Here is a 23,180-nt window from a genome sequence, read left to right as displayed (position 1 = left end):
TTGTATTATTGGCTTAAGCCTTTTTTGTGGTAGACGTAGTCGTTAAAAATGCGTTTATTCATCAATACATTCGACCATAAATGAGCTTAGTCATTAATTGAATCATTAACTTAACATAAGTGTAGGCTTGGAACGATGCATTTTAGGTGCGGTTTACCTCTTCATCCAATGCCATTAATTCATGAGACGTGATTGGTTTATGAGCAATAAAACTCCATTAGTGTTTGCCATGGTTGCCGGAGAACTCTCGGGCGATATTTTAGGCGCTGGTTTAATGGCGGCGCTGCAAAAGACCCATCCCGATGCGCGCTTTGTCGGTATCGGTGGACCCCGCATGGAAGCCCTCGGCTTTGAATCCCTGTTTGCGATGGAAGAACTCGCCGTGATGGGGATTGTTGAAGTGTTATCCCGTCTACCTCGCTTATTGAAAGTGCGGTCATCCTTGATTAAAGCGATCACCACGCTTAAGCCCGATTGTTTTATTGGCATAGATGCACCGGATTTTAATATTGGCCTCGAGCTTAAACTCAAAGCGCGTGGCATTAAGACGGTCCATTATGTAAGCCCGTCTGTGTGGGCGTGGCGTCCAAAACGGATATTCAAAATCGCCAAAGCCACCCATATGGTGTTGTCGCTGTTGCCTTTTGAGAAAGCTTTTTACGATCAGCATCAGGTGCCTTGTACCTTTGTGGGTCATACCTTGGCCGACGATATTCCCTTCCAAAGCGATAAGGCCGCTGCCCGTGCATTGCTTGGATTAGATGCCGATGCTGAATACTTAGCGATTCTGCCCGGTTCCCGTGGTGGCGAGTTAAAGCAACTGGCCGAGCCTTTCGTAAAAGCAGCTTTACTGATTAAACAAAATTTCCCAGACATACGTTTTGTGACGCCACTGGTGAATCAAAAACGCCGTGAGCAATTTGAACAAGCGCTGAAGGATTTTGCGCCAGATCTTGAAATCCACATGATTGAAGGCCAGTCGCGTGAAGTGATGACGGCAGCCGATGGGATTTTATTGGCCTCTGGCACCGCGACCTTAGAAGCTATGTTGGTCAAGCGTCCTATGGTGGTGGCTTATCGCGTGAGCCCGATAACCTATTATATTGCTAAGCGCATGATGCAGGTGGAGCGTTTCTCGTTACCGAATTTGCTTGCAGGAAAAGATCTCGTCCCAGAACTGATCCAAGAGGATTGCACCCCAGAGAAAATTGCAGCGGCAGTTACCCTTGAGCTCAATCGCGATTTTGCGCCGCTTAAAGCCGAGTTTGAAGCCCTGCACCAAGTATTACGTCGTGATGCGAGCTTAAAAGCTGCTGAAGCGGTAATGGCGCTGGTTGAGCCTAAACAAAATCAGGCTAAATCGCAGGAGGCTAACTAGTGGCAACCTTTAAAAGTTTAACCGAAGCCGATTTGCTCGCCTTTTCAACTGGTTTGATTGCCGGAGTGGATGAAGTCGGCCGTGGGCCTTTAGTTGGTGATGTGGTGACTGCCGCGGTTATTTTAGATCCGAGCAAGCCCATCAGTGGTCTGAATGATTCCAAGAAACTCAGTGAGAAACGCCGCGAAGCCCTGTTTGATGAGATTTGTGAAAAAGCGTTGTGTTATCACGTTGGCCGCGCAAGCCCTGCTGAAATCGATGAGCTGAATATTCTGCACGCCACTATGTTGGCGATGCAGCGCGCGGTTGCTGGGCTTAAGATCGCGCCTGCGTTGGTGTTGGTCGATGGCAATCGTAGCCCCATCTTTGTTGCCCATAATGGCGTCTCGCTTACCAGTCACAGCATCATAAAAGGTGATGGTTTAATTGCCAGTATCAGCGCCGCATCGATTATTGCCAAAGTGACGCGCGATAGGGAGATGGATGTGCTCGATGCTGCTTATCCACAATACGGTTTTGCAAAACATAAAGGCTATCCAACCAAGGCGCATTTTGAGGCCATCGCCGAACATGGGGTGTTTGACCAATATCGTAAAAGTTTCAAACCCGTCAAGGCAATATTAGATCGCTAACGTGTGCTTTTAACGCGATAGGCTCTGTTATCAAGCAAAGTCACTGGCTCTGGCTGCGTGACTTTGTTAGTCTGCTTTTTAGTTATCGTTAACCTGCTATTCAAAGATAATCCTAATTATGTCCGATCCTCGTTTTGTACATCTGCGTGTCCACAGTGATTACTCCATGACCGATGGCGTGGCCAAGGTCAAGCCGATTTTGGCACAGGTAGAAGCGCAGGGAATGGCGGCTGTCGCCCTGACTGACCAAAACAACTTTTGTGGTTTGGTTAAGTTTTACAGCGGTTGCCATGGTGCGGGGATCAAACCGATTATCGGCGCCGATTTTTGGATGCAAGTGCCCGGATTCGAAGGCGAATTATGCGCCTTGACCATCATTGCGATGAACAATGTTGGTTATCAGAATCTGACCCAAATTATCAGTCAGGCCTATTTGCGTGGCCAAGTGGCTGGGCGTGTGGTGATCGACCAAGAGTGGTTACTCACTTATAACGAAGGCATTTTGCTGTTATCAGGCGCCAAAGAGGGCGATCTGGGTAAGGCGCTCCTCAAGGGTAATAGCACTCAGGTTGAATCTTTATGTGAGTTTTATCAGACTCATTTTGCCGATCGTTATTTTCTCGAACTTATCCGTACCGGTCGCCCCGACGAAGAGCGCTATCTGCACATGGCTGTGATTTTAGCGCAGGAGAAAGGTATTCCAGTGGTCGCCACTAATCAGGTCGTGTTCCTTAAACCTGAGGATTTTGACGCCCATGAAATTCGAGTCGCGATCCACGATGGTTTTACCCTTGCCGATCCGCGCCGTCCTAAAAAGTACAGTGAACAGCAGTACTTACGTAGTGAGGAGGAAATGTGCGCGCTATTTGCCGACATTCCTGCGGCGCTGGCGAACAGTGTCGAAATCGCTAAACGTTGTAACGTGACGATTCGTTTGTACGAGTATTTCCTGCCCAACTTCCCGACGGGCGATATGTCCATCGAAGACTTTCTGGTTGATTGTTCGAAGAAGGGCCTTGAAGAGCGGCTCGAGTTTTTGTTCCCCAACCCCGAAGTGCGCGCCGAGAAACGGGGCGAATACGACGAACGGCTCGATATCGAACTCAAAGTGATCAACCAGATGGGCTTCCCCGGTTACTTCTTGATCGTGATGGAGTTCATCCAATGGGGTAAAGATAACGGTATCCCAGTGGGACCCGGTCGTGGTTCGGGCGCGGGTTCACTTGTGGCCTATGCGCTCAAAATCACCGACTTAGATCCGCTCGAATTTGACTTACTGTTCGAACGCTTCTTGAATCCTGAGCGGGTTTCTATGCCCGACTTTGACGTCGACTTCTGCATGGATAGACGCGATGAAGTGATTGACCACGTGGCCGAATTGTACGGCCGCGAAGCGGTATCGCAAATCATCACCTTCGGAACTATGGCGGCAAAAGCGGTTATCCGCGACGTTGGCCGTGTGCTCGGTCATCCCTACGGCTTCGTTGACCGAATTTCAAAATTAATTCCTCCTGAACCTGGAATGACACTGGCCAAAGCCTTTGAAGTCGAGCCTGCACTGCAAGAATCCTATGATGGCGATGAAGATGTAAAAGATCTAATCGACATGTGTCGCAAGCTTGAAGGCGTAACCCGTAACGCGGGTAAACACGCTGGTGGTGTCGTTATCGCACCGACAAAGATTACCGATTTTGCACCGCTCTATTGCGATGCAGAAGGCAAAAACCCAGTAACACAATTCGATAAAAACGATGTCGAAACCGCAGGTTTAGTTAAATTCGACTTTTTAGGTTTACGTACTTTGACCATTATCGACTGGGCGCTCGAGATGGTGAACAAGGTCGAAGTGAAAAATGGGCGCAAACCAATACGGATTGAGGCGATTTCACTCACAGATCCCGCCTGTTTCCGTTTGCTGCAAAAGTATGAAACCACGGCGGTATTCCAGCTCGAATCCCGCGGTATGAAGGATTTGATTAAGCGTCTGCAGCCCGATTGTTTCGAAGACATGATCGCACTGGTAGCACTATTCCGTCCGGGGCCGTTGCAATCGGGCATGGTAGATAACTTTATCGAACGTAAGCATGGGCGTGAGGAAGTCTCGTACCCCGATTCTCAGTATCAGCATGAATCGCTTCGTGAGCTGTTATCGCCGACCTACGGCATTATTCTGTATCAAGAGCAGGTGATGCAGATTGCGCAGGTGCTGTCGGGCTACACCCTTGGCGGCGCCGACATGCTGCGCCGTGCTATGGGTAAGAAAAAGCCCGAAGAGATGGCTAAGCAGCGCAGTATCTTTAAAGAAGGCGCAATCAATAACGGCGTCGATGGCGACTTGTCGATGAAGATCTTCGACTTAGTGGAAAAGTTTGCCGGCTACGGTTTTAACAAATCACACTCCGCCGCTTATGCGCTGGTTTCCTATCAGACCTTATGGCTTAAGACCCATTTTCCTGCGCAGTTTATGGCGGCGGTAATGTCGGCCGATATGGATAACACAGATAAGATTGTGACCTTGGTCGATGAATGTGAACGCATGGGCTTGCCGCTTATTCCGCCGGATGTGAACAAAGGTTTGTTCAAATTTACCGTCGATGATGATCTGCGCATTGTTTATGGCATTGGCGCCATTAAAGGTGTGGGTGAAGGCCCAGTGGAATCGATTTTAGAGGCGCGTAAAGACGGCCCCTTTATCGATTTATTCGATTTCTGTGCCCGCATCGATTTGAAAAAACTCAATAAACGCGTGATTGAAAAGCTGATCTGCGCGGGTGCCTTAGACAATCTTGGGCCGCACCGAGCGTCAATGATGGCCACCTTACCCGAAGCCATTCGCGCCGCCGATCAACATGCTAAAGCCGAAGCGATAGGCCAACACGATATGTTTGGTTTGCTCAACAGTGAACCCGAAGACAGTAAGCAGCAGTTTGTTGAATGTACTCCTTGGCCGGATAAAATTTGGCTCGAAGGCGAGCGCGAAACCTTAGGCTTGTATTTGACTGGTCATCCGATCAATCAATATTTAAAAGAGCTGAAGCATTACACGTCCGGCCGTTTGAAAGATGTGCATCCCACCGAGCGCGGTAAAACAGCCAAGGCTGCGGGTTTAGTGGTGGCAACACGCGTGATGCTCACCAAGCGCGGCTCGAAAATGGGTCTGTTGACGCTTGATGATAAGAGCGCGCGGCTTGAGATCATGTTGTTTACCGAAGCCTTTGAAAAGTTTAATCATCTGCTGGAAAAAGATCGTATCCTCATTTGTGAAGGTGAGGTGAGTTACGATGATTTTGCTGGCGGCAACCGCATGACGGCGCGTAACATTATCGACATCAGTGAGGCGCGAAGTCACTTTGCTAAGGCGCTAGAAATCGATATGGATGGCAGTGAGTTAACGCCATCAGCCCTCGATACCTTCGAGCAAGCCTTAAGTCCGTGGCGTAACGGCGCCGTGCCTGTGGTAATCAACTACACTCAAGCCCAAGCCAAAGGTCAATTTAGGCTCGACGATGCTTGGCGAGTGAATCCGACCGATGATTTGATGCTCTCGCTTGAATCGCTGCTCGGGCCAAACAAGGTGAGAATCTTATTCTAATGCTGACGAATGTCTTAGGTGCAAACAGATGAAGTTAACCTATGTCGGCTAAGTTTGATGAGCCATTGGCAGCTGGCGATCTCAGCGCGCATATTAGTGCTTTTTTGACAGCGCAGTCTTTAGCGCCTGACTGCAAGTTAGTGCTGGCTTACAGTGGCGGGGTTGATTCCGAAGTATTGGCCTTTGGCTTAAGTCAGTTTGCGCGGCAACATCCCGAGTTTAGCTATCAACTGGTGTATGTGCATCATGGTCTCAGCGACAACGCTGAGGTTTGGGCGCAGCATTGTCTTGAGCGCGGTCAGCATTATGGTTTGCCCGTGACGGTTGAGCGAGTGACAGTTAATCGCGGATCCAGATTAAGCCTTGAAGCCGAAGCACGAAAAGTCCGTTATCAAGCGATTGAACGGCATTTAACTGCAAATGATGTGTTGTTAACGGCCCACCATGAAGATGATCAGCTGGAAACTATCCTATTGGCGCTGAAACGTGGTCAGGGCCCGAAAGGGCTAGCGGCCATGGGGCAAGTACAAGCATTAGCACAAGGCAAACAATTGCGGCCGTTATTGGATATCAGCCGTGAGCAAATTGAAGCCTACGCAAAACAACAAGGCTTAGTGCATATTGAAGATGAAAGTAATCAAGACGATAAGTATGATCGAAATTTTCTACGATTAGAAATCATTCCCCGCTTAAAAGCGCGTTGGCCGAGTATTGCGACAACTGCGAGTCGCAGTGCGGCATTGTGCGCCGAACAACAGGCGACGCTGGATTTACAGGTGAGTGAACGTTTACCTTTATGGTTAACCCAAGCGCCTTACCATACTCAAAGTGTATTCAAGCTCGATGGTTTTGCCGAGCAGTCAGCTGATTGGCAAGCATTACTCTTGCGGGGTTTTATTGAATCCCAAGGGTTCGCCTTGCCCTCAAAGGTGCAGCTTAAGCAGATCATCACTCAGCTTTTAACCGCGAAAGATGATGCTAAAGTGCATATTCGTGTTGGTGAATGTGAAATTCGCCGCTTTGCCAATCAAGTGTATTTATTTAAGGATCAAGCCCGCTTGCGTCATGTTAAGCCTGCTAGCTGGACACTTCCTTCGCAGCTCCTTATCCCGTTAGTGCAGGGTTATATCGCTAAATTGGACGTGACGCCTGCGGAGGTTACATGTGATGAGCCGATATGTCTCTGTGCCACAATGCAAGGGCCCAGAGCTCGTTTTCCTCGGCCAGATGAAGTCGTTAGTGTGCGTTATCAACTTGCGGGGCAATTTCGCTGTCATCCCCATTCCCGTGGCAAGGGCCGAGAATTAAAGAAACTGTGGCAAGAGTTTGGCGTTCCGCCTTGGGTACGTGAAAAGATCGGTTTCGTGTTCTATAACGAGCAACTGGTGATGGCGATTGGGCTGTGGGTTGAAAAAAGCTTTATTCTTGAGTCGAATGGACTAGGTTTGCAGGTCTCTCAAACTTCTGTTTAAGTGTTTGTTTGGCGATGCAAGGGGTTTGGGTTGGGAGTTGTCGCTGGAGTTTTTGTGAGTGGTTGCAGTGTTATTCTTTTTAGTAGGAAAGTAGGAAAGTAAGAGAGAGTAGGTCGCAGCGCGTCAGTTTGATTCGAATCTTCCTTGAGATATTAACCTTCCTTTCGTTTTGAACCTTCACCGATTACGCGCTGCGAGTGAGTTATCGCATTTCATTTGGCATCCCTGCGCGTCTAAACTAATTGATTTTGGCTGAGTTTATAGCAGTTACGTCCGGCTGCTTTGGCTTGATACAGTGCTTTATCAGCGAGTTCATAAAGCTGTTCTGCCTCCATTGTATCGTGTGATTCTGCTGCACCTAAACTACAGCTGACCTCAAATTGATTGAAGCTAGGATGTTGATTGATTGCCACAATAATCCGTTCACACAGTAAGCTAGTTGCATGAATATCCCCTTGCACAATAATGACAAACTCATCTCCGCCAATACGGAATGCTTGGTCTGTATTACGAATTGTCGCCTGAATAATATCGCCAAACTCTTTTAGAATATAGTCGCCACACTTATGGCCGAATTTATCATTAAGTTGCTTAAAGTTATCCAGATCTAACACTATGATTGCAGCAGAGCCTTGTCTTCTATGAGCTCTTGCAATCGCTTTCGTCAAACTTTTACTGTAGTAGTGGCGATTACCTAAACCTGTTAACGAATCAAACATGGCTTGCGTCGACATCTCCTGATATTGCATGGCATTTAACAATGGTTGCAATAACAGCGGTTCAATTTCTTGCAAATCTGAGGTTTGTGACGGTGTGAGCGGAGTCAGTAATTGATACTGAATATGCAGCGTCTGGCCTGCAAGAATGAGCTGGCGCTTAACAGTAATACCATAACGTTTGCCGCAGCTTAATTTGTATTGACCATAGGTTAAGCGCACACCTTGGATCGGCAAGTGTTGTCCTAGTACATTGCCATAGCAGGCAAAAACTGTCTTTGGATCTAAACTGGCGTGCAGTTGTTGGATCACTTGTATTAAGTCCAATGGATTATTATTGGAACTATAATTCGCTATTTGATATCGATATTCATCAGGATATAGCTCAGTCGCTAGGCCAAAATCCATTATCATTACTCCCGTTAGTGTCAGTGGGGTACACCTTTAGGCTATTGTAAGCAAATGTTGTGCCGTAATATTTGCAACTGTAATTAGTCCTTGATAGTCATTCAGTTAAGTCTCCACTCTATTTTGAATCATGAGTTATATTTTGACATGTCAGTATTTTGACAGGCGTTGTCGAGCGCAATTAGCATATTACTTTTCAAAAAAATACTTGGTGGCGGACGATATGCATTCTGCCTCCCTAAAGGGATGTGATCCTTGCTTTGAATGATGTTTTAGCAATGGATAATAGTCATTGATTTATAGATGAGTAGTACATTGATAATGTTTGTAAGTTGTGTAATCGATAAAAAGATTACTTTTTAACACGTAATGAAATGGTTATGAGCGTGCTGATGCTATTACTTAGATACTGATAACAGTATGTTGTTGGTACGTTAAAGTTAAAGACAATGCGTAATGCAGCCGAAGTTGAATAGCTCAAACAGTATTTGACAGATAGTCGGGGAGTTTGGGGCGGTTAGAGGAAGTAGATTCTCACTGTAATGGGTAAAGCTAATAAATAGAGTATTTTTAATAGCAGATGAAAATAACCCAAATAACTGATATAAAAATGCCGACAATAAGTCGGCATTTTTGTCTGGAACTCGTTAACTTAAATTAGACAAAGTCTAATTACAGAATAACTACGTTCGCAGCTTGAGGACCTTTTTGGCCTTGTTCGATATCAAAAGAAACCTTTTGACCTTCAGCAAGAGTTTTAAAGCCTTCTGAAACGATTGCGCGGAAATGAACGAATGCGTCAGCGCCACCATTGTCAGGAGAAATAAAACCAAAACCTTTATCTTCGTTAAACCATTTAACTACACCAGTAGTTTTAGACATGAATGTCTCCAAAATTTTTCAAACAAATAATTCGCAATTATGCGGTATGTTAGCCAGAAATAGAATTATTTACATTGATGATAAGTTATGAGTGGAAAGCTTCATGACAGCAAAAAAAATATTACAGGCGTAGCGAAGGTTTTCAAATACATAATATTGCTTATAAATAGGTCTGAATCACAGGCCGGATTGAAGATTAACACACTCTAGGGGTTTGTATAGCTTTATTTTCAAATATCTTCTCAATAGATGATGTGCTTCTAGAGTGGGGCTGATATTTTACAATGCAATAGTTCTTATTATTCAATATATTAAGCTCACCATTTCAATGTTTTAGGGTCTGAAATTATTTTTGTGTATCGACCTCGATTTATCTGAAGTTTACATCTAATGCTTAATACGCCGCTTATAGGCTGGTTCGCTGACGCTTAGATATAAGCTAATTTATCTTAGTCATGATTCGTTACGTTATTAAATTGTTGCTTTTTTGTGTGGGTGATATTGTTGCCACATATAACAATATGCTGAATGTTGAGTCCTGCATGCAGCTTTTTAGATTCAATATGATAACGAATGGAGAGTGACATTGAAGACAGTACTAAAATGGATTGGACTCGGCAGCTTAGTCTTAGTGCTGTTATTAGCGGCGCTGGCCGCCCATGAATGGTTTGCGAAAAAGCCGTTTTTCTTTCGAGCGTTTTTAGATCGAAGTGTGGTCAAGATGGCTTTCGAAAGCCCTGAGACCTTAACCTCATTGGGTTTCTTAGAATCGGTAGGGATTACAGGCCATAACGCCGAGTTGGATGATGATAGTCCAGAGGCGATGGATAAGACTTTCGCGCAAGTGCGAGATCTACGTGAAACCTTATTGAGCTATCCCGATGCGGATTTAGATGAAAATCAACGTATCTCCAAGGATATTGCCTTATATCTTGCCGATTTCGCATTGGTCTCTGAGCCGTATCGTTACCATAACTATCCGCTGAATCAGTTGTTTGGCGTGCAAAACGGTTATCCCAGCGTTATGCAGGCACAGCACCAAGTTCACTCGGTGGGCGATGCTGAAAACTATCTGTCGCGTTTACAAAAGGTGAAACTTAAGTTTGCGCAAACTCTCGAAGGCTTAAAAATCCGTGAAGCTAAAGGGATTATTCCGCCTAAGTTTGTGATTGAGCGGGTACTGACCGAGATGAATGATTTTGTCGCGACGCCGATTCAAGACAATATCCTATACAGTTCATTCAAAACCAAATTAGCTGACACGGATATCAGTGCCGATGAACAAGCACGGTTATTGGCCGCCGTCGAAGCGGACATTAAAGGTTACGTGCATCCAGCGTATCAATTATTTATCGACTACTTTACCCAGTTACAAGCCAAAGCGGGGACGGATGATGGTTATTGGGCGCTGCCAAATGGCGACCTTGCCTATGAGCAATTGCTGAAGTTCTTTACGACCACTAATTACACTGCTGACGAACTCCATGCCAAAGGGCTGGCAGAGGTGGATCGCATTCAGAGGGAGATCATGACTATCTTAGCCGCTGAAGGTTACGATATAAGCCAAGGTTTCTCGGTCGCGATTGAAGCATTAGCCGCCGATCCTAAGTTTTACTACGAAGATAGCGATGCGGGTAGAGCGCAAATTCTGGTTGATTATCAGCATATTCTTGATGAAGTGAATGCGGGACTCGGTGATGCCTTCCGTATTCGACCCGAAGCGGGCATGGAAGTAGTACGAATCCCTGAATTTAAAGAGAAAACAGCACCGGGTGCCTATTATCAGCAGCCCGCGATTGACGGCAGTCGTCCGGGGCGTTTCTATGCCAATTTATATGACATCAAGGCCACGCCTAAATACGGTATGCGCACTTTAGCCTACCACGAGGGGATCCCTGGGCATCATTTTCAAATCGCAGTGGCGATGGAGTTAGAAGGTATGCCGCTTATTCGTAAGATGGCGCCTTTTACGGCGTACATTGAAGGTTGGGCTTTATATAGCGAACGTTTGGCGTGGGAACTTGGTTTTCAAAAGGATCCCTTTGATAATATCGGGCGTTTGCAGGCAGAGTTGTTCCGCGCTGTGCGTCTAGTGGTAGATACGGGTATTCACCATAGCCGTTGGACTCGCGAGCAAGCGATTGACTATATGAAGAAAAACACCGGCATGTCCGATCGTGATGTCACGGCTGAGATTGAGCGTTATATCGTGATGCCAGGTCAAGCGACGGCTTATAAAGTCGGTATGATGAAAATTTTCGAACTGCGCGAAAAAGCCAAGTTGGCCTTAGGTGATAAGTTCGATCTCAGGGATTTCCACGATGTGGTGCTGAAGAATGGTGCTGTGCCTTTGGATATCTTAGAAACATTAGTCGATCGCTACATTGCTGATAAAAAAAGTGCTGATACAAAAAATACTGAGGCCAAACCCACAGACGCTAAAGCGAAAGTTTAGCATTTGGTTGTAACAGTTAACGCTTAGCTATTGAAAATAATTAATTAATTATCAATGACTTTGCTCTGGGTAAGGCCTGTGCCCTGTCTGCGGATAAGTTTGTTATTTTATCTTGCGGCAGGGTGGGTTTATCGATAGAGGCTATCATTCTGGCTTTCGGCCAAGGCTTTCAATACAATCCCACACAACTCATTGATAAATGTCGCTCGGCAATGGCTTGCTATTGTTAGGTATTGATATTTTTAGTTTCAAGGTTTTTACATGAATCGCTTGTCCCCCCAAGATCCTATCCAATTGACTCGCACTACTATTGAGTCATTATTCACGCCGCCAACCTTAATGCGCGCCCGTGATTATGTGATGAAGGGACGGGTCTTGAGCGCCAAAGCGAATGCCGATTTTCGTCATATTGAAGGTCGCGTCATGGGGACGGAATCCCAGCCCTATCGTCAAGATATTCGCCTCGTGAGTGTTAACCATAAGTTGATCATGAATGGCTTCTGTTCATGCCCCGCCACTGGGCATTGCAAGCATATTGCCGCCGTGCTTTACAGTTTATTGAGCGATAGAACCGTTGAAGATCAACGTATTGCCCAGTGGTTACATCTGCTAGACGAAAGTGATGATCTCACTGTTTCAAATGTCGATTTACTCTATGACGATCGCGTGCTGTACGTGTTATCCAAAGATGATAACGGCGTTTTCCTTGAACTAAGAAAAGGCAAGCTGGCGAAGAAGGGCGGCTATAACAAAGGCTCGAAAATCGCGTTATCCGATGTGCAATACTATATGCCCGCTTGGATTGGCGCCGAAGACGTACTCATCATCAATCTTATTATGTCGACTCGTCGCCACGGTGCCTCGCGTTTGTATCTTAAAGCTCAGTTAGGCGCTATGGCGCTGGAAAAAATGCTCGTCACCGGGCGATGTTTTTGGGAAGAGAGCCGTTTAGCGCTTACCCGAGGTGAACCGTTAAAGCCAGAATTCATTTGGCTGGATAAGGATGCCGAACATAAACAGATGCAGTTAACGCTGCCCAATAAAGACAATTGGGAGCTGATCCCCTGTGAGCCGCCGACTTATATCGATTTAGATTATTTTAAGATAGGCGCATTAGAGACAGAGATCAGCGTTGAAAAACTGTTGTTACTCAGCCAGATGCCGCCAGTGCCTAGCTCGCAGATTGAAATGGTGAGCCACAAACTGATTAAACACTTTTCGGCGAAAACCGTGCCTACGCCCGCATCGATTGATTTTGTCGAGCTGCAAGTGCCGCTGCAAGTCCGTTTGACCTTAACCTCGCAGGATTTACCTGAGTTTGCTATGGCGCAGCCACTGGTGCTGTTGGAATTTGTCTATCAAGACGTGGTACTTGGCGGCCAATATCCCGACGAGCCCTTGTCCTTAGTCACTCATCAAGGCAAAACCTATCAAATCGCGCGTCAACTCGATGCGGAAATGGATGCGATTAATCGTTTGATGGCATTGGAACTGGTCGAGCTGGCGCCTTCTTTTATCCCGAATAGCGGCAGCTATGTCAGCATTTGGGGGTTAGGGCCACTGCCTGAAACGATTGATGCTTGGTTGCACTTTATCCAACAGGACATCCCAGCGCTAGAGGCCTTGGGCTACCAAGTGCATTTTGCCGACCATTTCAGTTTGAATGTGATTGATACTCCATTGGCGATTGAACTGGATGATACGCAAGAGGGATGGTTTTCTCTGTCACTGAATGCCGATATCGATGGCCAAATGGTGCCTATGCTGCCCTTAATTGCCACTTGGCTTAAGCAGTATGGTGAACCAGCTGATGATGCAGAATTACTGCTACCCAGCCCGAATGGCGATTGGTTAAAAGTCAAAGCCAGCGTGATTAAGCCGCTGATCAGCATAATTTTAGAACTGTTCGACAGCCATAAAGGCAATAGCGTATCTTTGCCTAAATACCGTGCCCACCTATTAAATGATTTTGCCGACAGCGATATTCGTCTGCTTAATGGCGAACGGGTACGCAGTTTAGCAACTAAGCTTGAAAATTTTAACGGTGTGTTAGAGGTCTCTGTCCCAGACAACTTACATGCTGAGTTACGCCAGTATCAACAGCAAGGCTTAAATTGGCTCTGTTTTTTAAAGGAATATCAGCTTGGCGGTATTTTGGCCGACGATATGGGTCTAGGTAAAACCATTCAAACCTTGGCCTTTTTACTTAAGCAGCAAGCGTTAAAACCCGCAGGGGCTAATTATGCACCGAGCCTCATTATTTGCCCAACGAGCTTGGTGGGCAATTGGGCGAAAGAAGCCGCGAAATTTGCGCCATCGTTAAAGCTAGTCGTTATTCATGGTGCTTTACGCAAGCCTTTGCTCGAACGCTTAGGTGAGTTTGATATTGTGGTGACGACCTATCCGCTGATTGTGCGCGACAGTGATTATTATCAACAGCTGGTGTTTGAACATATCGTGCTGGATGAAGCGCAGCAGATAAAAAATGCGCAGGCGAAAGTGACTCAAGTGATTAAAGATCTTAAAGCGCCGTTTAGATTGTGCCTGTCGGGTACGCCGCTTGAAAATCATTTGGGCGAACTTAAGTCTTTGATGGATTTTTGTTTGCCCGGACTACTCGGCACTAATGCCTTCTTTAATAAATCCTTTAGGCACAAAATTGAACGTTATGGGGATATGGAACAAGCGCAAATCTTGAGTCAGCGGATTGCGCCTTTTGTACTGCGCCGAACCAAAGATGAAGTGGTCGGTGAATTACCCCCTAAAACCGAAATCTCCCAGAGCTTAGCGTTAGAAAAAGATCAGCGAAATCTCTACGAGAGTATTCGACTGGTCATGGAGAAAAAACTGCGGGATTTATTTGCCACTCAAGGCGTGGGTAGCAGCCATATTGAGTTTCTCGATGCCTTACTTAAGCTACGCCAAGCCTGCTGTGACCCGCGTTTGGTGAAGTTAGAGCAAGCGCAAAAAGTGAAGAGTAATGCTAAGTTAGACTGGCTAAAACAGAACCTGCCCGAGATGGTGCAAGAGGGGCGTAAGATATTGATCTTCAGCCAGTTCACTAGCATGCTCAGCCTGATTGAAGCTGAGCTGGTGGACTTGGGGCTCGATTACAGTAAACTCACCGGACAAACTCGCCTGCGCCAAGCGCAGATAGATAAGTTCCAAGAGGGCTATACGCCTGTGTTCTTAATCAGCTTAAAAGCTGGCGGCACTGGGCTCAATCTCACCGCGGCGGATACTGTGATCCACTATGATCCCTGGTGGAATCCGGCGGCGGAAAAACAGGCTACGGATAGAGCCCATCGTATCGGCCAAGATAAGCCAGTGTTTGTCTATAAGCTGATTGCAGAAGGTACAGTAGAAGAAAAAATCCAAGAAATGCAGCAGCATAAGCAAAGTCTGGCGGACAGTATTCTCGAAGGTAAAGGCAAGGGCACATGGCAAGGAAGCGCCGATGAATTGTTATCGCTTTTTAGCTAAATTGTGGCCAGTTTTTCTAAATTGATTGAATCATTTGACTGAGGTGAACCATGCAGTACCAAGTCGACACTCATACTCATACTGTGGCTTCGAGCCATGCTTATAGCACGATTCATGACTACTTAGCGGTGGCAAAGCAGAAGGGGATTCGCCTATTTGCCACCACAGATCATGGGCCTGCGATGGCCGATGCGCCGCATTTTTGGCACTTTGTGAATTTAAGAGTGCTGCCTCGTATGGTCGATGGCGTCGGGATTTTGCGGGGTATCGAAGCCAATATTAAAAATGTCGACGGCGAGATTGATTTCTTTGGCGATTATCTAAAGCAGCTGGATATTGTGCTCGCGGGATTCCATGAGCCGGTTTATCCGCCATCAGATAAGGCAACCCACACAGAGGCCATGATTAATACCATTAAGAGTGGCAAGGTCGATATCATTACCCATCCTGGAAACCCCGCCTATCCAATTGATATTGAAGCCGTTGCCCGCGCCGCTGCCGAATACGGTGTAGCGCTCGAAATTAATAATTCCTCCTTTGAAGTGTCCCGTAAGGGCAGCGAAGCCAATTGCACTGCGATTGCTAAAGCGGCCAAGGAATTTGGCACTATTCTAGTTATGGGCTCTGATTCCCATGTGGCTTTTAGTTTGGGCGGTTTTGCGCGGGCGCAAGCGATCATCGATGAAGTGGCTTATCCGCCATCACGATTACTCAATCGCAGTCCTTCGGCACTCTTGGCCTTTTTAGCCGCCCGTGGTCATGAAACCGTCGCCGATTTGATCCCCTTATTTAGTGACGATGAGCCATGCTGTTGATTAGTGATGAAAATAGTGGCAACTAAAGTGACGCCACTTCAATGCGGGGCGGCGAGTGCCACAGACGCTAATACTCCTCAAGTGGTGTTAATCACTGGTGCGAAGAGTCAGCTCGCTCAGGCCTTGCTGAGAGTCGCTGCCGATATTGGCGAGCTAGCCCCAAATACCAGCACAAGTACAAACTCAGTCGCACCAATTAAGCTTTATGCGCTAAGTCGCAGTCAGTTAGACATTACTGATGCCGCCAATATTGCAGCAGTGTTTGCTCAATATCGACCCAGTTGGGTGATCAATTGTGCGGCCTATAATGCGGTGGATGCTGCTGAGCATGATGCAATCGAAGCGCATCGCGTTAATGCTCTTGGCCCTGAGTTACTGGCGCAGCAATGTTGGCTGTCGGGGGCGTGCTTACTGCATGTGTCGTTGGTGGTCAAGCTGTTCGTGATGTTAGAGAAACTGGCGTTGAGCAGTATCAAAATCTAGACTCAGCTCCAAATCATTTACCAAGGCCATTTGTTGAAATTGATGCTCCCGAGCCGTTGTCTGCTTACGGTACGAGTAAGTTGCTCGGCGAGCAGAAGGTATTGGCGGTTCTGGGCGAGGATGCAACGATTGTGCGCACCTCATGGCTCTACGGTCAAGATGGGCATAATTTTGTCCAAACCATGCTGAACTTGATGCGCACTCAACCAAGCTTGCAGGTGATAGTCGATCAAATCGGCTGTCCGACGTGGAGTGATGCACTCGCTAAGGTGATATGGCAATTAGTCATGCAACAGTGTTCGGGCGTATTTCATTATAGCGCTCAAGGCCAGTGTAGTTGGTATGAGTTTGCCTGTGAAATCCAGCACCAAACCCTAGCGCTCAATCTGTTAAGTCAACCTGTGGGTATCTTGCCGATTACCAGTGCGGATTATGCTAAGCAGGCACTAAACCGCGGCGTGGGTTTGGCAAAGAGGCCGAGTTATAGCGTGTTGGATAGTGCCAAAGTGCAGTCCGCTTTGGCTGTCAATACCACACTGCCTATGCCTGATAACGTCGTATGGCAAGATTGGCGTCAGCAACTGAATTGCATGTTGCGACGCTATCATGACGATAATTAGCGTGACTCACATTTGGGTTTAGGCAGGTTTAATCAGGCGTTAAGCGTTTACATCATTAACGCTTTCGAAAACAATAAGCCCGCTAATAATCAGATTTAAGCGACGGCTTTAGACTATCAATATGAAAACATAGGCTGTGAATACGAATGCAGCTGGACTCAAGGCTCTTCTGTGCGCCAATGGCTTGCCTTAGTATCGTAATCACTTTGTTTATCTGTGGTTTTGTGCGCCGCGGTTTAAGCCGCGAGTCTTAGTCTATTTTGCTTGATGTATGATGAATTTGTTCTAAATTCCCCTTGGATGACAATGGCATAATGCCAAGATATTTAATGCATTAAGGAAGTTTCAGTGACAGACAAGACGACAATAGCGCAGACATTGACCAAACAAGATCTACAGCAAGTGGTCGCGATTGCCAAAGCCGCAGGCGATGCCATTATGACGGTTTATGGTCAAGATGACTTTTCGGTGAGCCATAAGGGGGACGATAGCCCCGTGACGGCCGCCGATTTAGCCGCGCACCACGTGATAGTGGCGGCATTGGCAAAGCAGTTTGTCGGTATTCCTATTATGTCTGAGGAAGCGGCGGATATTGCGTGGGATGAGCGTCGTCAATGGCAAACCTATTGGTTAATTGATCCTTTAGATGGCACTAAGGAATTTATTAAGCGCAATGGCGAGTTTACCGTCAATATTGCGCTTATCCATCAAGGGGTTGCAATCGCAGGTGTGGTATATGCGCCTGTGCTCGATACCTATTATTACGGCGCTAAGCATTTAGGTGCATGGCGTCAACAAGCGGGTCAAGAAAGTCCCTTATTGGGCGCTAAAGCGCCACGCGTGATGCCGATGATTGTTGGCAGTCGCTCGCACTTGAGCCCTGGTTTAGCGCAATATTTACAACAGTTTGGCGAGCATTACATCTTAAGCGTGGGTAGCTCGCTTAAGTTTTGTATGTTGGCAGAAGGCAGTGCCGATCTGTACCCCAGACTGGGTCCTACCAGCGAATGGGATACTGCGGCGGCGCAAGCTGTGCTCGAAAGTGCAGGCGGCACAGTTGTCTGTTATGACTCAGGTGAACCATTAACTTATAATCAAAAACCTGACATTTTAAACCCTTACTTTATTGCCACAGCCCCAGGCTGGGTGAAATAACGACCGCATAGCATCGATACTTGTTGATGAAAGGGCGGGCTAAACACTGGAGTAGTATTCATGATGCGCATGGGCGTCGATTTAGGCGGAACAAAAATAGAATTAGTCGCACTGAGTGATGAAGGCAATGAGCTATTTCGCAAACGTGTGACGACGCCACGTGACTATCAGGGCACGCTAGCTGCGGTTGTCAATCTGGTCAAGGAAGCGGAAGCGACACTCGGCGAGCAAGGCACAGTCGGTGTGGGAATTCCTGGTGTGGTATCGCCCTATTCAGGTTTAGTGAAAAACGCCAATTCAACATGGATCAATGGTCAGCCCCTCGATGTACATTTAGGGGAATTGTTGCAGCGTGAAGTGCGGGTTGCCAATGATGCAAACTGTTTTGCGGTATCAGAGGCGGTCGATGGGGCAGCTGCTGGCGTTTCTGTGGTGTTTGGCGTGATTATTGGCACTGGCTGTGGCGCTGGCGTGGCAATTAACGGCAAAGTGCACGGTGGGGGTAATGGTATTGGCGGTGAATGGGGTCATAATCCTTTGCCTTGGATGACCAAGGAAGAGTTCAATACCACCCGTTGCTTCTGTGGTAATCCTGATTGTATCGAGACCTTTATTTCAGGTACTGGCTTTGTGCGTGATTATAATGCGGCTTTGACTGCAGCGGGTACCGTGCGCGCTGCTGCCAAATTAGGTGCCGATATTATGTTATTAGTCGATGAAGGTAACGCTATTGCGGTGGCTGCGTTTGATCGTTATATGGATAGGCTCGCTCGTTCACTCGCCCATGTAATCAATATGCTCGATCCCGATGCCATAGTGCTGGGCGGCGGAATGTCGAATGTCGCGGCGATTTACCCAAGATTACCGGCATTGCTGGCCCATTATGTGGTGGGGCGTGAGTGCCATACGCCTGTGGTGCAGAATCTTTATGGTTGTTCATCGGGTGTGCGCGGCGCCGCTTGGTTATGGGAAAAGTAATCTTTGCTTGGATATCTGTACTTATCTAGTGAGCTTATTCAGCTTTGAAATCAATGCTTAATGGCCTATACGTTTTATAAACATTAGCCCAGCAAAACGCTGGGCTAATGTTATCTGCTATGCGTTTAGCCGTATTTTGATGCTATGATTGCGCTCTTTTGGGTTGCTTGGCATGGACATCATGTTTTGGGTTAAGAAAGTTGTTTCACAGGGGATAATGCCGATTCCCTTTATCCTATTGTTATTACTCATTTCTATTCTGGTATGGCGCCGCCGGAGTATGGCGAAATACTTAGTATCGTGCGCCTTCTTTGTCTTACTCTTTTTAAGCAGTCAGCTGGGTGTGAATACCTTAGTGCGGCCGTTAGAATCTGTTTACGCTATCAATTCTACCGCGATTACAGGCCCTTGTGTTGTGATGGTATTAGGCTCAGCGCATTCTGATATTCAAGGCGCGACTGCGGTGCAATCCTTATCGGACGTCGCCCTTACAAGGTTAACTGAAGGTATTCGGCAACTTAAGTTGGGTCAAGAGTGTATGTTGATCGTTAGTGGTTGGGGCGGCGAACTCACACAGGTTTCCCATGCTGAAATGATGGCGAATGCTGCGATTGAGCTGGGTGTGGATAAAAATCGAATTATTCAATTTCCGCAGGCGCGAGATACCGTAGAAGAAGCGCAATATTTGCAGTTGATGTTAGGTCAAGCGTCTTTTCGTTTAGTCACATCGGCCACTCATATGCCACGGGCGATGGCTATCTTCACCGCTAAAGGTTTACATCCTGAAGCCGCACCAACGGATTTTATTGGGAGAGATGATTTTTGGTGGCGTTTGACTGCGGATAATCTAGTGGCCTCTCAGCGGGCGATTCACGAATACATTGGCCGTTTGTGGTTATGGCTAAAGACCATAAGTTAAAGATCGTAAGTTGAAGGTGTGGTTTGCCGACTTTAATCTAAAGATAGTGAGTGTTAACAGGAAGATGAACAATGACAATTGAGTCAGATATCGTGTCGATACGGCCCTTATCAAAACGAAATGGCTTAACTTTAACTTGGTTGGGGGGAATCGGCCTTGTGCTGGGGTTTTGGCTATTTATCTCAATGCCAGCCTTATTTGCTGTGGGATTAGTTTTTTTCAGTTTTGGCGCTATTGCATTAATTCTTGGTTTAGCCAAGGTATATGAACCGGAAACGACTCTAGCACTAGATGACAAGGGGCTGACCTATTTTCATCGTCGTGGCAAAGTATCCATCGGTTGGGATAATATTCAGCGGGTCGATATTCCGCGGGTGACTAATGGTTTAGATACTATAGAGCTATCTTATTTAGGCATTAAACTGAAACATTTAAATCCCATTCTTGATAATATTTCCCTGCGTCTAGCAACTGGATTATTAACTGAACAGCGACCTTTGCTGGTGACTGCTGCCTCTCAAGATGCAGACTTAGCGACTTTAGAAACTTATCTCGGCGCTGAGTTTGGCCCTTTAGTGATAGAAGGCGATCGTTATCGCGGCGTGTTGGCGATGTTTGGTCATCGCTGCGTGATGTTAGATACGCGTTTGGGTTATCACTTGTACATTCCTCAAGACAGTTTAGATAGAGAACCTAAAGACTTTATCAAGTTACTGAAACAACGTATCGCACAATGTAGCCGCTCAGCTGGTTAAGTCTACAATCTCAATTGAAGACCATCAGCAATAAAAAAGGGGACCCTAAGGGTCCCCAATGAGTTGCAGAGATAAAGTTTGGGTTGTGCAGGGCAACCCTAAGGTACTAGTGTGCAACCTCTGCGTGTACCTTATCTACACCGTAGGTTTTACCTTCAGCATGACAAGTTGCGCAAGATTCTACTGGTAAGTTAGGATCTGTCATTGCGTCAGCTTCAACCACAGCACCGTTACTTCTAAAGTGAGCGACAGCCGCTGCATCAGAGTGAGCGTGACAGCTACGGCATGATTCAGCTACTGGGCTAATGTAGTTGCTACCCACTTTGATTGAACGCTTCTCAGAGGCTAAACCACCGTCAGTTGCAAACAGTTTTGCATCATCTTTATGACATGCAGAACATGCAGTTTCTGGTGATGGATAACCGACTAATTCACCATTGGCATCGCGGAAGATCCCTGCGATAACATCAAAGTTACCACTGTGGAAGCGGTGAGCGACTGTGAATAAGTCTTTGTTATTGAAAGTTACACTTGGATTGATAACTTTGATACCGTCTTCACCTTTGTAAACTACTGTTTTATGGCCAGATGCACCTGTTGTATCGTTGTGACAGTGCATACATTGGTCAAAGGTATAAGTTCCGTGTCTGGTGCCCTTGATATAATCTAAGGTGCCGTGACAGTCGTTACATTTTGCTTCTTCTACTGTAATACGCGCAGGATCTGTCATTCGAGCTTTAACTACTGCAGTAGTATCTAAACTATAGAATTTAACAGGAGCAGTGTTACCAATTGGATTTGTTAGGCCAAATTCAAGTCCTGTGGCATTACAGCTAGTCACTTTGCCAGCTTTAATACAGACGTTGGCTTCTGAACTGACATAGATAGTACCCACTGCTTGGGCATCGGGAATATCTTTTACGAAGGTTAATACACCATCAGACAAGGTGCCATCTTTCAGTGTCAGAGCGATTGCAGTCGGTTTTACATCTCTCCAAGCATAAACAGTACCATCAGTGGTTACGTTACCCAGTAATAAGCCGTTAGCCACAAACATACCTGTAGGGTTAGTTGTCGCGTTATACACTTTTAAATCGGTTCCGTTAGGAATTGCAGCGCCATTCATGGTCACATTGGCTTTTAATGTCAATGTTTTCATTCCAGGTGTTGCTGAAGTCACCACAGCTGCACTGGTGAAATCAACTTTAAAGAGTTCTGCATATTCAGCGCGTTTACCGACACTGTGTACCGCTTCAGGTGTTAAGCTACCGCTGCCATGGCAAGATTTACACTGAGTATCATCAGCTTGGGCTAAACCAAATTCTGAATGGTTTTCACCAGTGGTGAAGTTCACATTGATATGACAACCCACACAAGCTTGTGCATAAATATTGGTGTTATAGCTTGGCGCACCATCATGACAAGATTTACATTCTTTCAAATCAGCTGGAAAACCAACCTCACCAAAATATTCTTTTGCTTCACCACTTAAGCTGTCACTGATGTGGTGACCGGCGTGGATCCTGTGGATCATGGGGGCAAAATCAAATACCCAACCTTCAGCCAGTTGTGCGTCACTTGGAGTGAGATCAGGGTTATGGCAGGCTACGCAGTTTTTAACATCTTGGTAGTTATGGTGAGCTTCAATCTTCGCGATATGGCCATTGACTTCGCCGTGACAGTTTTGACATGCAGCATTTGATACCGTGTCTTTACCCGATACACCTAATTCATCTGTTGCAGGGATAAAATCAACGGGCACAGACAAAATCTTGTCAGATAGGACAACACCTGTACTATCGGCGATGTTATAAGCCCGCAAAAATACCCTGTGTACTGCGTTTGGATTATCAGTTGGATTGATGATGGGTGCTGCGCCATCATGTGCCCAAGTTGCAGTATAAGTACCTGGTGTTGCGATATCTTCGGTTAATGTACAAGCATTTTTAGCCGCGTTAAGGCCATCTAAAGTACAAGTAAATGAACTACCTGCCGCATTTGCCATTGCATTATTTTGCCACTCAATTGGCGCGCCAGTTCCTGAAGTATTTTCATTAGCCGTTAACGAATAAATGGCAATCTTGTTCAGCCCGGTAAAGGGGACATCTTTATTTGCATTTTTACCGCTAAGCATAAATTTAATACTAAAACCTTCACTGCTGGTTACTTTAATGTCAGCGGGGCTTAAAGTGAATGACAGATCTGTGATGGATTGCGCTGTTGTTGCAAAGGATCCCGCAGGGGTTCCTGGTATTCCGGGGGTGCCTGGAGTGCCGGGCGTACCCGGTGTTCCGGGAGTGCCATTTTCACCATCGCTTCCGTCCCCGCAGGCGGTAAGGCTTAAGCAACTGACCAAAGCCAGTGCCAGTAGAGATTTATTATAGTTTTTCATCATCGCGTCCCTTTTTCTATCTATAAGACTGCGTGTGCAGTGCCA

The 23,180-nt window shown here is 46.5% G+C and carries 14 protein-coding genes and 1 pseudogene; 12 read left to right on the top strand and 3 right to left on the bottom strand.

Going from position 1 to position 23,180, the window contains the following annotated elements:
- The first annotated feature begins 199 nt into the window (after nt 1-199).
- From lpxB to tilS, 4 genes are all read left to right on the top strand, one after another.
- Nucleotides 200-1,378: a lipid-A-disaccharide synthase gene (gene lpxB, locus ACRN9H_RS15300; protein WP_432314926.1), complete on the top strand. Its 1,179-nt coding sequence runs from the start codon at nt 200-202 to the stop codon at nt 1,376-1,378.
- Nucleotides 1,378-2,010, top strand: a complete 633-nt coding sequence (rnhB, locus tag ACRN9H_RS15295) for a ribonuclease HII (protein WP_432314924.1) — start codon at nt 1,378-1,380, stop codon at nt 2,008-2,010. The genes lpxB and rnhB overlap by 1 nt, the downstream gene beginning before the upstream one ends.
- Nucleotides 2,011-2,128: 118 nt before the next feature.
- Nucleotides 2,129-5,602: a DNA polymerase III subunit alpha gene (gene dnaE / locus ACRN9H_RS15290; RefSeq protein WP_432314922.1), complete on the top strand. Its 3,474-nt coding sequence runs from the start codon at nt 2,129-2,131 to the stop codon at nt 5,600-5,602.
- Nucleotides 5,603-5,643: 41 nt separating this feature from the next.
- Entirely contained in the window at nt 5,644-7,074 is a 1,431-nt protein-coding gene (gene tilS, locus ACRN9H_RS15285) for a tRNA lysidine(34) synthetase TilS (RefSeq protein WP_432314921.1), read from the top strand.
- A gap of 233 nt (nt 7,075-7,307) precedes the next feature.
- On the opposite strand, the gene ACRN9H_RS15280 is transcribed toward tilS, so the two are convergent.
- Together ACRN9H_RS15280 and cspE are read right to left on the bottom strand one after the other, a co-directional pair.
- The gene (locus ACRN9H_RS15280; protein WP_432314919.1) at nt 7,308-8,198 is read right to left on the bottom strand and encodes a GGDEF domain-containing protein; all 891 of its coding nucleotides are present in this window, start codon (nt 8,196-8,198) and stop codon (nt 7,308-7,310) included.
- A gap of 672 nt (nt 8,199-8,870) precedes the next feature.
- Nucleotides 8,871-9,080: a transcription antiterminator/RNA stability regulator CspE gene (cspE, locus tag ACRN9H_RS15275; protein ID WP_006080998.1), complete on the bottom strand. Its 210-nt coding sequence runs from the start codon at nt 9,078-9,080 to the stop codon at nt 8,871-8,873.
- 586 nt (nt 9,081-9,666) lie between these two features.
- Here cspE and ACRN9H_RS15270 point away from each other — a divergent pair.
- From ACRN9H_RS15270 to ACRN9H_RS15235, 8 genes and pseudogenes are all read left to right on the top strand, one after another.
- The gene (locus ACRN9H_RS15270; protein WP_432314917.1) at nt 9,667-11,535 is read left to right on the top strand and encodes a DUF885 domain-containing protein; all 1,869 of its coding nucleotides are present in this window, start codon (nt 9,667-9,669) and stop codon (nt 11,533-11,535) included.
- Between the two features lie 261 nt (nt 11,536-11,796).
- A complete protein-coding gene (locus tag ACRN9H_RS15265) occupies nt 11,797-15,018 on the top strand; it encodes an SNF2-related protein (RefSeq protein WP_432314916.1) in 3,222 nt (1,073 codons plus the stop codon).
- A gap of 50 nt (nt 15,019-15,068) precedes the next feature.
- Nucleotides 15,069-15,833 carry a phosphatase gene (locus ACRN9H_RS15260; RefSeq protein ID WP_432314914.1) on the top strand — a complete coding sequence of 255 codons (765 nt, stop codon included), beginning with the start codon at nt 15,069-15,071 and terminating at the stop codon, nt 15,831-15,833.
- Nucleotides 15,834-15,839: 6 nt separating this feature from the next.
- Nucleotides 15,840-16,936, top strand: a pseudogene (gene rfbD / locus ACRN9H_RS15255) (dTDP-4-dehydrorhamnose reductase).
- Between the two features lie 348 nt (nt 16,937-17,284).
- Nucleotides 17,285-18,091, top strand: a complete 807-nt coding sequence (gene cysQ / locus ACRN9H_RS15250) for a 3'(2'),5'-bisphosphate nucleotidase CysQ (protein ID WP_432314912.1) — start codon at nt 17,285-17,287, stop codon at nt 18,089-18,091.
- A gap of 60 nt (nt 18,092-18,151) precedes the next feature.
- Complete coding sequence (gene mak, locus ACRN9H_RS15245) at nt 18,152-19,069, top strand: fructokinase (protein ID WP_432314910.1); 918 nt, start codon at nt 18,152-18,154, stop codon at nt 19,067-19,069.
- A 217-nt stretch (nt 19,070-19,286) separates the two neighbouring features.
- On the top strand, nt 19,287-19,988 hold the full coding sequence (locus tag ACRN9H_RS15240) for a YdcF family protein (protein WP_432314949.1): 702 nt from the start codon (nt 19,287-19,289) through the stop codon (nt 19,986-19,988).
- Nucleotides 19,989-20,059: 71 nt separating this feature from the next.
- Nucleotides 20,060-20,743 carry a DUF2982 domain-containing protein gene (locus ACRN9H_RS15235; protein WP_432314909.1) on the top strand — a complete coding sequence of 228 codons (684 nt, stop codon included), beginning with the start codon at nt 20,060-20,062 and terminating at the stop codon, nt 20,741-20,743.
- 106 nt (nt 20,744-20,849) lie between these two features.
- Here ACRN9H_RS15235 and ACRN9H_RS15230 read toward each other — a convergent pair whose 3' ends face one another.
- Nucleotides 20,850-23,138 carry an OmcA/MtrC family decaheme c-type cytochrome gene (locus tag ACRN9H_RS15230; RefSeq protein ID WP_432314907.1) on the bottom strand — a complete coding sequence of 763 codons (2,289 nt, stop codon included), beginning with the start codon at nt 23,136-23,138 and terminating at the stop codon, nt 20,850-20,852.
- Nucleotides 23,139-23,180 lie beyond the last annotated feature (42 nt).

Source organism: Shewanella sp. MF08487, assembly GCF_050848685.1.
Lineage (GTDB): Bacteria > Pseudomonadota > Gammaproteobacteria > Enterobacterales > Shewanellaceae > Shewanella > Shewanella glacialipiscicola.
This window is presented reverse-complemented; position numbering and strand designations above follow the sequence as displayed.